Annotated in this window: 7 protein-coding genes; 3 read left to right on the forward strand and 4 right to left on the reverse strand. The window is 59.4% G+C overall.

Annotation, left to right across the window (positions count from 1 at the left end):
• The first annotated feature begins 62 nt into the window (after nt 1-62).
• The 3 genes from QVZ43_RS08535 (at nt 63) to QVZ43_RS08545 (ending at nt 4596) form a co-directional block, all read left to right on the forward strand.
• On the forward strand, nt 63-1022 hold the full coding sequence (locus tag QVZ43_RS08535; RefSeq protein ID WP_302909580.1) for a hydrogen peroxide-inducible genes activator: 960 nt from the start codon (nt 63-65) through the stop codon (nt 1020-1022).
• Between the two features lie 8 nt (nt 1023-1030).
• Complete coding sequence (gene recG, locus QVZ43_RS08540; RefSeq protein WP_302909581.1) at nt 1031-3106, forward strand: ATP-dependent DNA helicase RecG; 2076 nt, start codon at nt 1031-1033, stop codon at nt 3104-3106.
• 134 nt (nt 3107-3240) lie between these two features.
• Nucleotides 3241-4596 (forward strand): HDOD domain-containing protein, encoded by a 1356-nt coding sequence (locus QVZ43_RS08545; protein ID WP_302909582.1) that lies wholly within the window; start codon nt 3241-3243, stop codon nt 4594-4596.
• Between the two features lie 322 nt (nt 4597-4918).
• Here the strand turns inward: QVZ43_RS08545 and QVZ43_RS08550 are convergent, their stop codons facing one another.
• The 4 genes from QVZ43_RS08550 to QVZ43_RS08565 form a co-directional block, all read right to left on the reverse strand.
• Nucleotides 4919-5383: a DUF2489 domain-containing protein gene (locus QVZ43_RS08550; RefSeq protein ID WP_302909583.1), complete on the reverse strand. Its 465-nt coding sequence runs from the start codon at nt 5381-5383 to the stop codon at nt 4919-4921.
• A 20-nt stretch (nt 5384-5403) separates the two neighbouring features.
• Nucleotides 5404-7698, reverse strand: coding sequence for a molybdopterin-dependent oxidoreductase (locus QVZ43_RS08555; protein WP_302909584.1), 2295 nt, complete (start codon nt 7696-7698; stop codon nt 5404-5406).
• 146 nt (nt 7699-7844) lie between these two features.
• Complete coding sequence (locus QVZ43_RS08560; protein ID WP_302909585.1) at nt 7845-11195, reverse strand: Ig-like domain-containing domain; 3351 nt, start codon at nt 11193-11195, stop codon at nt 7845-7847.
• A gap of 14 nt (nt 11196-11209) precedes the next feature.
• Nucleotides 11210-12541, reverse strand: coding sequence for an outer membrane protein transport protein (locus QVZ43_RS08565; protein ID WP_302909586.1), 1332 nt, complete (start codon nt 12539-12541; stop codon nt 11210-11212).
• Nucleotides 12542-12567 lie beyond the last annotated feature (26 nt).

A 12567-nucleotide genomic window follows, 5' to 3' on the forward strand; every position in this document is an offset into this window, starting at 1 on the left:
CCTTATGCTGTGGCTCATAAATAAGTAAAAGCTGGTTTGCCAGACTGTGACCGGAGTTCGTCATGACACTCACAGAGCTACGATACGTTGTTACCCTCGCCCGGGAAAAGCACTTTGGCCGCGCTGCCGAGCGCTGTCATGTTAGCCAGCCCACCCTGAGCGTTGCGGTTAAAAAGCTCGAAGAGGAGCTGGGTGTGCCCCTCTTTGAGCGAAGCAAGAGCAGTATCCGGGTCACCGAAACCGGCCAGCGAATCATCGAACAGGCACAGCGGGTTCTGGACCAGGTCGGCGTCATCAAGGATATGGCTCAGGATGGCAAGAATCAGCTTAACTCCCCGCTCAAAGTGGGTGCCATCTACACCATCGGGCCCTACCTGTTCCCGCACCTGTTGCCGGAGCTCCGGCGTGCGGCGCCGGAGATGCCCCTCTACATCGAGGAAAATTATACGGCCGATCTGCGTCAGAAACTGCGTCGGTCCGAACTGGACGCGATCATCATCGCCCTCCCGTTCGAAGAGCCGGAAGTGGTGACCCTGCCGTTGTACGACGAGCCGTTTGTGGTGTTGCTGCCGGCCGCCCATCCGCTGGCGAAGAAAGAACAGCTGACACCCGAAGAGCTGGCCAAGGAGCAACTGCTGCTGTTGGGCCCCGGTCACTGTTTCCGGGACCAGGTGCTGGAGTCCTGTCCGCCTCTGGTCGAAGCCGTCACCCGCAAGGCCGATGCGACCGAACCGGCATTGGTCACCGAGGGCAGCTCCCTGGAAACCATCCGCCACATGGTAGCCTCGGGTCTGGGGATTACCGTCCTGCCCCTGTCGGCGGCGACGGCCATGCATTATCCGGACGACATCATCGCCGTTCGCCGGTTTGCCTCGCCCGTTCCTTTCCGCACCGTGGCACTGGCCTGGCGGGTGACCTTCCCGCGGCCCAAGGCCATCGATATGCTGTCGCTGGCGGCCAGCCAGTGCCGGGTCATCGAGAAGGCAAAGTCGGAAACCCCCGCCGTGGCTGAGCAGGCCTGACCCGCCCCATGGTGTCGCTGGAAGACATCCCGGTCACCGAGTTGAAGGGGGTCGGCGGCGCTCTCGCAGACAAGCTGGCCAAGCTCGGCATCTCGTCTCTGCAGGACCTGCTGTTCCACCTGCCGCACCGCTATGAAGACCGAACCCGCCTGATGCCCATCGGTAGCTTGCGAATCGGGGATGTGGCACTGGTGGAAGGGGAAGTCATGAAGGCCGACCTGGTCATGGGGCGGCGTCGAAGCCTGCAGGTGACCCTCAAAGATGACAGTGGTTTCCTCGCGCTGCGGTTTTTTCATTTCAATGCCGCCCAGAAAAAGCAGCTGAGTGAGGGTTCCCGGGTCCGCTGCTTCGGTGAGGTGAGGCCCGGCCGTGCCGGTTTCGAGTTTTACCATCCCGAGTACCAGGTGAATCCCCCACCCATGCCCGCCGAAGGGCAGGCCACACTGACGCCGGTCTATCCGCTCACCGAAGGCATACAGCAGCCCAGAATTCGTGCCCTGTGCCAACAGGCACTGGGTTATCTGAAGCGTTTTCCCGTTCGGGACTGGTTGCCTGCCCCATTATTGGCGGATTATCAGTTGCCCGACATCAACGACGCCATTCAGACTGTTCACTCACCGCCGGCCCATGCGCCGGTCCATCTCCTGGTCGAAGGCAAGCATCCGGCCCAGCAGCGACTGGTCATGGAAGAATTGCTGGCGCACCAGTTGAGTTTGCTCAAGGTTCGGCAACAAATTCAGCAGCGCGAGGCCCTGCCGTTGCTGCCATCGGGTGACCTGGTGGAACGGTTTCTGGAATCCCTGCCTTTCCAGCTGACTCAGGCACAGCGACACGTCGTTGCTGATATCCGGCAGGACTTGAGCCAGCCTCTGCCCATGCTGCGTCTGGTGCAGGGGGACGTGGGTTCCGGTAAAACGGTGGTTGCGGCCCTGGCGGCACTGCAGGTTTTGAGTGCCGGGGCCCAAGTGGCGTTGATGGCGCCAACTGAAATTCTGGCGGAGCAGCACCTGAATAATTTTCGGGCCTGGCTGGAGCCACTGGGTATTCAGTTGGCCTGGTTGTCCGGGAAAGTAAAGGGCAAGGCCCGCCTGGACGCGCTGGAGGCAGTCCGTTCCGGGCCTGCCCAGGTTGTGATCGGCACACACGCTCTGTTTCAGGACGACGTTGAATTTCAGCGATTGGCACTGGTGATTGTGGATGAACAGCATCGATTCGGTGTCCACCAGCGACTGGCGCTGAGAGAGAAAGGAGTAGGCTCGCAACTGGCACCCCACCAGCTGATCATGACGGCCACCCCCATTCCCCGAACCCTGGCCATGAGTGCCTATGCGGATCTGGATACCTCTCTGATTGACGAGTTGCCCCCCGGACGCAAACCCATCGAGACCATCGTGCTTCCGGACAGTCGCCGGGAGGAGATCATCGAGCGGGTGCGTAAGGCCTGTACCGAGGGACGTCAGGCGTATTGGGTCTGTACCCTGATTGAAGAGTCCGAAGCCCTGCAGTGCCAGGCCGCTGAAGCCACGGCTGAGGAACTGGCTCAGCGACTGCCGGAACTCAAAGTGGGCCTGGTGCATGGCCGGCTCAAGGCCACCGAAAAAGCCGAGGTCATGGACCGGTTCAAAGTGGGGGAGCTGGACTTGCTGGTGGCCACCACAGTCATCGAGGTGGGGGTGGATGTGCCCAACGCCTCCCTGATTATTATTGAAAACCCCGAGCGTCTTGGCCTGGCTCAATTGCACCAGCTGCGTGGTCGGGTAGGGCGTGGTGAACAGGCCAGTTTCTGTGTGCTGATGTACCACCCGCCTCTGTCCAACAACGGCAAGGCCCGTTTGCAGGCTCTGCGTGACAGTCAGGACGGCTTTGTGATTGCCGAAAAGGATCTGGAGATACGTGGCCCGGGGGAAGTATTGGGTACCCGCCAGACAGGCATGATGCAGTTCCGGCTGGCGGACTTCGAACGGGACAAGGGGTGGATCGAACCTGTCCGGGAGATGGCGCCACCCTTGTTGCAGACGCCGGAAGTGGTTGATGCGCTTATACGGCGCTGGCTGGGTGAGCGGATTCGTTACGGAGATGTCTGATTACTTGAGTGGCCTCGCACCACTTATCGGTCAAGCCCCGACATGGGGCAAGCCCTAAAGAAAAACTTTTCGCCTCCGGGAGAAGGCGCAAGCAGATCCGATGCGGGTCATGCAGTATGATTCGGGACATAATTATGAAAAAAACCGGAGCATTTGAACGGACCCTTGAGGAGTTGTCCCCAGGCTCGTCTGTGGTTAACGACGGTCGGGCCAGTGAGTTCAACTTTCTGCGAATGGTGCTGCTTGGCGACGACCAGGGCGCGATACAACTGGTATGCCGCAAGAACGATCTGGTAGATCTCGAACAAATCAATGCACACCTTGGGCGGCAGCTACAGGTGGTTGGTCGGCCCGAATCACCCCGTTTCGGAAGGAGTACGGGCGTGGTGGAGCTTCCCACACTGCGAAACTTTACCCGCAGCGAAACAGTGGTTGATCTCCAGGTGGACCAGCTGTCGTCAGTGAGGCTCGAACTGGGGGAGCAAGGCCGAACGCTTCATCTGTCCGGGGAAGACTTCCAATCGCTGACAGAAGAGGCGAGACGAATAGCATTTGCAGTTTCTGTGGGCCCGAGTTTATGGAGCCTGAACGATTCAGAGCGCGATCAGAAAGAGTTTCGCCGGGCCATAACCAAGTTTACCGGCCTGCGCATCCAGCAACGGATCAAGGATATTTTAGAGTTGCCACCGCTGCCGGAAACCGCCCAGCGTATTATTCATCTCCGGATGGACCCCAACACTGTGATGGATGATCTGGTGGATGTCGTGGAAAGCGATCCCGCTCTTGCGGCCCAGGTATTCAGCTGGGCGTCATCCTCTCCAGGCGGTCCTGTCGGACAGGTGCGCTCGGTTCATGATGCGGTCTCCAGAGTACTCGGTTTCGAACTGGTGATGAACATGGCGCTGGGGCTCGTTCTCAAACCGTCTCAGGGACACCACCCGGAAGGGTATATGGAAAGCTGGCAGCAGGCTATCTGGCAGGCTCAGGCAGCCGGTCTTTTGTGTACGCTGATGCCTTCCGACAAACGACCTTTGTTTGGTCTTGCCTATCTGTCTGGCCTGCTGCACAACTTTGGTTTCCTGGTGTTGGGCCACGTGTTTCCCCCGCATTTCAAGCTGGTGTGTCGTTCCCTCGAGGCGAATCCCAACATCGATTCCTCGGTCATCGAACAGTATCTGCTGGGCATTACCCGCGAACAGATTGGCGCCCTGTTGATGGAAAACTGGGGGATGCCGGAGGAGGTGGCGAGCGCGCTCCGTTATCAGAAACACAGCGGTTACGATGGCCGGCACAGCGTGTACGCGAAACTGCTCTGGCTCGGTCGTCAGTTGTTGATCGAGCGCGGTTTGTCGCCGGGTGCCAGTGAGCCGGTTCCGGCTGCCGTGTTTGAGTCTCTGGGCCTGGACGAGGCAAAGGTGCATGCCCGGTTCGACGAGCTGGTGGCGAAAAAAGATACCGTGTTAGCTATGGCTGGAATGATGGCGCAGTAAGTCGTGTGATTTGCCGTCAGGCATAAAAAAGCCGGCCCATGGGCCGGCAAGCTCACCCGCTTGTTGCAGAGGTATTCACAAGAGGTATCCAAACCAATCAGGAGAAAATCGCCAAGGGTCCGTAAACCGCGTTAACTTCGCAGTACCCTATTAGTTAATTTAGACAAAGGGCGGGAAAAGGAAAGTCAGGGATTACCGACGCCAAATAATGAGCGCTGTGTCACATTTCAGCGGTGGTGGAAGGTGTTGATTTCTCTTGTTGGCGACAGAGAATGATTAACTTGATTGATACAAAAGTTTACAAAAAGCCCTGCTCCACGTCTCATGCGTCTCGAAAGGTGTGTTGTCGAATGGCCGACGCCGCCTGCTGAATGGCTTCACCGTATTCTTTCTCTACTGCGAAACGTTCTTTGTCCATCTTGGCCACCAGCTTCTTGTCCGTCGCCTTTCTGGCCCGGTGGGTGGGCATGTGCTGAAGTTTGTCGTGGACCTGTTGAAATACCTGGTACGGGGATTGATCGAGCAACTCGGGCTGCACATGGTCCAGCAGCCCTTTCAAGCGCAGACACGCTTCCGAATACTCGATCTGGTCCGCTTCCACCGCCATGGCAATCACGCGAATGCTCTCGATCATGTCCGTCCGGCGCTGCTTCTGAAAGGCCTCGGCCTTTTGCTTGCGGATACGCTGTTCCGCAACACCGGACAGTTGTCGACGAATCACGGCCAGCAGCATCACGATCACGATCAGGCCCCCAACAATCAGAGCCCACTGTAGCCACTGCGGCATGATTACCCCCTATTCAATGGTCAGGCGCGTTTGCGCTTTCGGTCAGGGCGCCAGACTTTGACTGAAACTGCCTGTCCATTCAATACGGAAGTGCCTGCCAGCGGATCAATCTGGTCGTCACTCAGGACATCGTTGATGCTTTCACCGGCGTGGGCCGATGCAATGGATTGCTGGATGCCGTCCCGGTTATGGCCCCAGCCATGGGGGATGGACACCACGCCGGGCATCAGGTCTTCGGTAATTTCTGCGGGCAGCACAATGGTCCGGCCCTCGGAACTGATTTCAGCGGAATCTCCGGCCTGCAGACCCAGCCGGCTGGCATCCTTGGGGCTAATCATCAGGGTACACCGGTCCTTGCCCTTCACCAAGCGCCGGCTGTTGTGCATCCACGAGTTATTGCTCCGCACATGGCGCCGGCCAATCAGCAGGAGTTCGTCGGACGCCCCTTGCCCGAGTTGTTCGAACAGCCGCTCCACATCTTGTAGGAATCTTCTGGGCGCCATGTGGATCTTGCCATCCCGGGTGAACAGGCGATCCGGAAGCGAAGGCTTCAGCGGACCAAGGTCCACGCCGTTGGGGTTGTCCTTGAGCACCGACAACGAAAGACCCTTGGGCAGATCGTTCCAGTGCCGGTTGAGCGGGCTCAATTTGGCAAGACCGCGCAAGGGGTGACGGCCGGGCAATAGATCCAGAATCAGGTCAATAGCAGGCTCCGCGAGCCCCCTCAGTGGGCCTGCGTTCATGCCATAGGGACCGGACCGAAGGAGCATGTCCAGAATGGGGTCCGGACCAATCTGCTGGAAGGCCCGCCAGCCCAGTTCGGCTCGCAGGGGCAGGCTGCCGCCCTTTTTCAGCCGTTCCAGGCGGTGGGCAAGTCCCAGCATGATTTGCCAGTCGTGTCTGGCGTCCGGGCCGGGATCGAACAGGGGTTCACTGTATTTGGCGCTGTTTCGGACCGCGAAGATGCTGAAGATCAGGTCGTAGTGACTGCGTTCCAGGGCCGCGGTTGGAGGCAGGATGACGTCCGCATGGCGGGTGGTTTCGTTGATGTAGTAATCCACCGACACCATGAAGTCCAGCTGCTCGAAGGCCTCCTCCAGGCGCCGCCCATTGGGGCTCGACAACACCGGATTGCCGGCAGCGGTGACAAATGCCCGAATCTGGCCCTCACCGGGCGTGAGGATTTCATCGGCCATGGTGCTGGCGGGGTATTCGCCGCCGAATTCTGGCAGGCCCTTGACCCGGCTGTACCGATTGCCGAAGTGGCCATTCTGTCCCGCCAGTGCGCCAAGCACGACCAGATCAATCGCCGGCTGGGTGAACAGCATACCTCCTGGTCGGTCCAGCTTGCCCGCCAGTATGTTCAGGCAGGATGCCAGCCAGGTGGCGAGGCCACCGAACACCTGGGTGCTGGTGCCCATGCGGGTATAGAGTGCGGCTTTCGGTGTGTTGGCGAATTCCCGGGTCAGGTGTCGGATGTCCTCGGCCGAAATGCCGGTATGCGAGCTGGCGGCCTCTGGCGTGAACGGCATGGCGGCCAGTCTCAGCAGATCCACATCCTTGGCCAGGTGTTCCGCGGCACCCAGGTCGACCAGGTCTTCAGCAAACAGCGTGTGCACCATGGCCATGAGCAGGAAAGCGTCGCTGCCTGGGCGGATAAAGTGGAACTCGTCCGCCAGCTTGGCCGTTTCGGTTCGGCGGGGGTCAATAACGATCATTTTGCCGCCCCGGCCTTTCAGTTCCTTGACCCGCCCACGGAAATCCGGGACCGTCATCAAACTGCCGTTGGAGGCCATTGGATTGCCGCCAATGCAGATGAACAGGTCGGTATGGTCGATATCGGGAATCGGGAACAGAATCTGGTGCCCGAACATCTCCAGGCTGGTCAGCATGTGAGGCAGCTGGTCGTTGGATGTGGCGGAGAACCGGTTCTGGCTGCCAATGGCTCGCATCAGCGGGGTAACGGCGACCAGCGCGCCATGATTGTGGACGTTCGGATTGCCCAGATAGACGCCGACACTGTTGCGGCCAAACTCCTGGCGGGTCTGGTGAAGTTTTTCGGCGACCAGGTCCAGAGCCTCATCCCAGTCCATTTCCTGCCAGCCGGATTCGGTTTTGCGTACCGGGCGACGAAGGCGCTCCGGGTCCTCATGGAGATCCTGCAGGGCGACAGCTTTCGGGCAAATATGTCCGCGACTCAGGGGGTCGTTGTCATCCCCTTTGATGGATGTGATGCGCCCATCGTTGGTTTCGATGACGACGCCACACATGGCTTCGCAAAGGTGGCAGGTACGGTAATGGGTGCCGTTTTCCATCGGGCAGCTCTCCTGGATTGTTGTTATCGGTATCGTGGTTTCATTCTGCAACCAGATTAACAGGATTCATCGTTGTGCGAAAAGTGGGCAGGGGCAAAGAAAAAAGGCCAGCTCAAAAAGCTGGCCCGAAAGGAGCACGGCCTGTCCTATGGTGTTGCCGGTAATTCGTGAACCGGGTTGGAAATAAAGTTCAGGTAAAGCCCCCCGTCCGGAATCATCAGAGGAATGAAAACAGCGCCATCTTCGTCGCTTGCCGGCGGGTCCAGCAGGTCCTGACAGCCGCCCAGGTCGAAGCTGAGCAATCCGAGCAGGCAGGAACCAAAGTCCAGTGTTGCATTAAGCGCGTCGCTTTCTGTGGTCACCAGCACGTTGATCTGGGGGGCATCAAAACCACGGTCAGGGTCGACAATGTTGCGTTGCTCAATCTGCATCCGGCCGTCGTCAAAGAAGGTGATGGGACCTTCGATATTCAGGGTGAACGGATAGCTGAACAGGTTATGCCGCAGGATACCCCCCAGAGGCAGGTGCAGTTCAGGCGCATCCAGCGTCAAAGCGGCTGACGCCTTGAAGGTCGGCTTGCCTTCATCGTTTTCGATAATCATGCCGGGAATCAGACCACTGCGACGGCAGGGTTCTTCGGTGCACGACGGGTCATCCTTGGCATAACGCATACGGAGGATTTGTGGGCCGGTGACCTGCGGATCGTCTGGGTCCAGCAATACATCCGTCAAACCATTGCCGTCTTCCAGGAATACATCCACCGAGGTAGTGGCCAGAAGCGTGGGGTAGAGGTACACGCGAACGCCCGGCTTGCCGGTTTCCGGATCCACTGCAGGTCCAATAATCTCAGTATTCAGGCCATAGGTCTGGTAGATGAACTTGTTGGTTGGGCAATCCGCTCCACTGGTTCTGCAGCCTACACGGGCCTCGCTCTTGGAGGAGCCCAAAACGCTCGGCTCCCGATCCGGGTTCACGATCAGTTTGGTGGCATTGGCGGACGGCAGGTAGCCACCCTGACCATCCCCTGTGTGGCTGAACGGTTCCAGGCAGTTTTGGCCGCCAAGGGCACCGCAATCGATCTCGTAGTTTGAGTTGGTATCCCGAACGGGCAGGTTTCGAAGTGCTGTAAATACGGTGTCGGTCGTTGCAGTGCCCCGGAAGTAAATGCTCAGGTCCGGGCCGCCCACATCCACCGGGTTGACCAGCAGGTCGGTTTGCAGCGCCAGACCATTGTCGCCGCAGATAAATGAAGGTTCACTACCATTGGTCGCGCACTGGCCGTTTTGTTGGGACGCAAGCGTGTATCGGTACAGCTGGCCTTCCTGCCAGGGTTGGTCCGGGAAGAACCGGATACGCTGATTGCTCTTTTCCAGACGACCGGCCACCGGGGAACTGCTGATGAGGTCGCCAGACACTTGCTCGACAACAAAGGTTCCGGCGTGAATTGAGGCCAGGTCCATGGACTGCGAGAACACCACCGTGATGGGGCGGTCAGCCGGTAGCTCGGTGACCGGCAGTTCATCCGGGCTTTGTCCGTCCGGGTAGTTCAGGGAACCGCCGGACTGGGATACCGCATCGTTACAGAAACCATGGGAACCGTTGGCTAGGTCCAGGTTGTGCGTTACGCAGGGGTAGCCCGGGTAGGTTGTCAGGGCCAGGGGCGAGCGCTGGGTGACACCGCTGTTACCGGTGCCAATATCGTCCAGGGTAAAGGACAGCGGGGCTTCTGTGACCGGGTTGCCGGCCATGTCCGTCAGCCCGTCCGTCGACAGTTCATAGGCCGCGCCGTGCTTCAGGCCACCCTCCGGATTGATCACCACCACGGTACCATCGAGTTTGATCGACAGATCCGGTACCGGAGCCCCGTTCGCGAACAGGGTGATGCCGCTGTCCAGAGACGCTGGATCCAGAGGTTCGTCGAAGTTCAGAATGACTGGATCGCCTGGGCGCTGCATGGATTGGCGGCCGGCCGGCAGGGAGTCTTCAGCCCCCGGCATCCAGCTGATCAGTGTGGGGCTGGTGTTGTCCGGGCGCCACAGTTCTTCCGCATCCAGAGCAGAATCGACGTCGGTGGCCGCCTCGATGCGAAACGCAATCGTGGCGTTGGCGTATTCCTGGCCAAGCAGCTCCGGCTCGACGGTGCCGATGGCGTCAATGGTCAGCACGCCGTCCTGCACAATCGCGATCCCGTGCAACTCGACACCGAGCAGGTTCTGTGACAGCGAGGCGTTGGGTTGGGCTTCGGCACTGTGCATGGCCACATCCATAAACAGGGTGACATGGCGTGGCGCGTTCAGATCGTCGGTATAGGGGTTGGGGCTCAGGTAGCCGGATGCGTCCGTCAGCATGGTGACGCTGAGCTCGCCGGTGTTCTGATCCACGCCCGTCTCGGCGTTCACCACCTGAACCTGGCCGTTGATACGCACATCCAGGTTGGTACCGGTCAGCAGGCTACCCCGGGGAATTCGAAGTGGCAGGGCCTCGTCAGCGGCAAACGACGGTGCGTAGGCCAGTTCGGCAAACAGTCCGCCGGCTTGTTGGGCCGGACCAGCGTTACCCAGCAGCACAGAGTTGAGCGTTACTCCATTGATCACCTGCCCGTTCAACACCGATTTCCTGGCGTCTGCGTGGCTGGCGCCTTCCTGCAAACCGGAGTCCACAAGGTGCTGCAAGAGCACCACCGTTGGTCCGGATTCCCTCGGCGTGAAGGTTTCGTTGAAGTTCAGGACGTCCGTGCCCGCCAGGTTGGGCAGGTTCTGGATCGTCAGGGTGTAGGACTGGTCCGATGCCAGCTCATCTTTCTTGGTCCCGCAGTGACTGATGGTGTCCGTCATACAGGGATCGATGACGATCCGGTTGTTGTCCACCAGAACATTGGTCGGGACAGGCTCGCCATTGGCGTCCTGTAGCCGGATCTTGCCGCCCTGATTACGCCAGTCCGGATGGACGGGTTGGCTCAGCATCAGCCGGAAGGTGGAAAAGTCCATCGGCTGGAAGTGATGCCCCGGTGAGGGGATCATCTGCTCCACCGCGAAGCGCTCGCCCATGTGATCGAGCGAGGCGATGCCCGTGTACTCACCGCGGGTGGAGAACTGGACGCCCTCGGCACCCACAGCATTGGGCGTGGAAATAGCACTGGCGCCCAAGGCAGCCAGGGAGTCGGTAAACTCGACCGAATAGTGGGCGCGGGTCTCCAGTCCATTGGTTGGCGTGATTTTCAGGCTGCGGCCCTGATCCAGACGGGTCGCAGTGAAGTCCACAGGGTTCTCCCCCTGGCTGACCAATATCTTGTCTTTCAGCTCTTCCTCGCTGTCTGCCAGCGAATGGGAGAAGCGCAGGATGATGTCGCTGGAGGGGCTGACGCCGGTCTGCCCGTCTGCCGGATAGGAGTACACCACCGATGCGGGCGGCGTGGGTTCCTTCATGGTTTGCTCTTCACCGCCGCAGGCCGCCAGTAGCAGGGTAGGGATGAGGACTGCCGGTTGTTTTAGTTTCATGGTTCCACCTCCCTTCAGAACTTCAACGTGAGTGAACCGCTGAACACATGAATATCGCCGTCGGCGGTGACCCCGGTTTCCGCGCCTGAGGTATCCACCAGCGTGAAATCCCGTTCCTGCAGCTGCTGGTACTGGTAGCCCAGGTCAAACCTTACCGGGTAGGCCAGCAGGCGGGTTCGGTCGTAGGTGGCGCTGAAACCCAGGCCCAGAACAATCTTGTCCGTATCCAGGTAGTTGATTTCGGGATTGCGGGTTGTCTTGAGCGGGGAGGGCTCGAAGGCGATGCCGCCACGCAGCGCAAAATTCGGGTTCAGGCGGGTTTCGGCGCCCAGCCGGGGAATCACAATGTCATCAAAGCGGATGCGATCGGCCGATGAAACCGATTGCTGATCCTTGATGGTGTCTGAAGTGAATTCCTTCTCCAGATCAGACCAGTTCTGCTGTTCAAGGGAGCCACCGATGCGCCAGTTCTCTGTCTCGTACTGGGCACCCAGAACGAGGGTTTCCGGCTGGAAGGAATCGATGGTGGATACCGCCAGACTCAGGCCCGGATCCGGAATGGTCTGGGTAACGATGATGTTGGAATCGACGGTGGTGGACGCCGACGACTTGGTCCGATAGGCCGTGGCGACTTCCCAGCCCTGCAGGTAACAGTCCCGGTCCGGGCAGAAGGTGCTGCCCAGGTCCGCGCTGACCCCCAGAATGGTCTTCAGCGAGGGCTCTGCATTGACCGACAGGCGCTCGCGGCTGGTTTCGCCGCCGAGGGTTGATACCGCATCGAGTTTTGCCGTGGCGTCCAGCGTGATTCGTGCTGACACACCCGCTGACACACCTCGCCAGATTGGGGTAGCAGCACCAATGTTCAGGAACAGGGGTTCCTTGCCGTACTGCAGGTATTGCCCGGACTCGCTGGTCTCGGAACTGAAGGCCAGCATTTCCTTGCCGTACTTTTCCACGCCCGCAATAAAGCCGAGATAGATCGGATGGTCGTAGCGGGTCAGCGAACCCAGATTGGTTTTCATGCCGATCAGCACATGCTGGCTCGGCGTGTTGGACAGAATGTCGCCGTTGGCATTGGGGTTAGCGGACCGGAGTTCCTGTTCCGCATGAAGGATGCCGGTAGTCAGCTCTCCACGAGGATCGCTGGTGAGGTAAGCCGGGTTGTAATAGGTGGCCGAGACCTGGCTGTTGAACATGGACATTGACTGGGCCGTGGCCACATCGACAGGCATGACGCCGTAACTGGTGCCGAGGTTGCCCATGCTGGCGTTGGCAAAAGGGGGGGTAGTGAGGGACATCAGCGTGAGGGAAACCGCCCGTACTGATAACCGGGAAGCGAAAGCCATACATACACTCCATCGTCTCTTTATTT

Origin of the sequence: Marinobacter suaedae, assembly GCF_030519635.1 — a bacterium.
Classification (GTDB): domain Bacteria; phylum Pseudomonadota; class Gammaproteobacteria; order Pseudomonadales; family Oleiphilaceae; genus Marinobacter; species Marinobacter suaedae.

Coding starts and splice junctions, on each gene's coding strand:
- QVZ43_RS08535 (WP_302909580.1), top strand. CDS start 63: ATGACACTCACAGAGCTACGATACGTTGTTACCCTCGCCCGGGAAAAG.
- recG (WP_302909581.1), top strand. CDS start 1,031: ATGGTGTCGCTGGAAGACATCCCGGTCACCGAGTTGAAGGGGGTCGGC.
- QVZ43_RS08545 (WP_302909582.1), top strand. CDS start 3,241: ATGAAAAAAACCGGAGCATTTGAACGGACCCTTGAGGAGTTGTCCCCA.
- QVZ43_RS08550 (WP_302909583.1), bottom strand. CDS start 5,383: ATGCCGCAGTGGCTACAGTGGGCTCTGATTGTTGGGGGCCTGATCGTG.
- QVZ43_RS08555 (WP_302909584.1), bottom strand. CDS start 7,698: ATGGAAAACGGCACCCATTACCGTACCTGCCACCTTTGCGAAGCCATG.
- QVZ43_RS08560 (WP_302909585.1), bottom strand. CDS start 11,195: ATGAAACTAAAACAACCGGCAGTCCTCATCCCTACCCTGCTACTGGCG.
- QVZ43_RS08565 (WP_302909586.1), bottom strand. CDS start 12,541: ATGGCTTTCGCTTCCCGGTTATCAGTACGGGCGGTTTCCCTCACGCTG.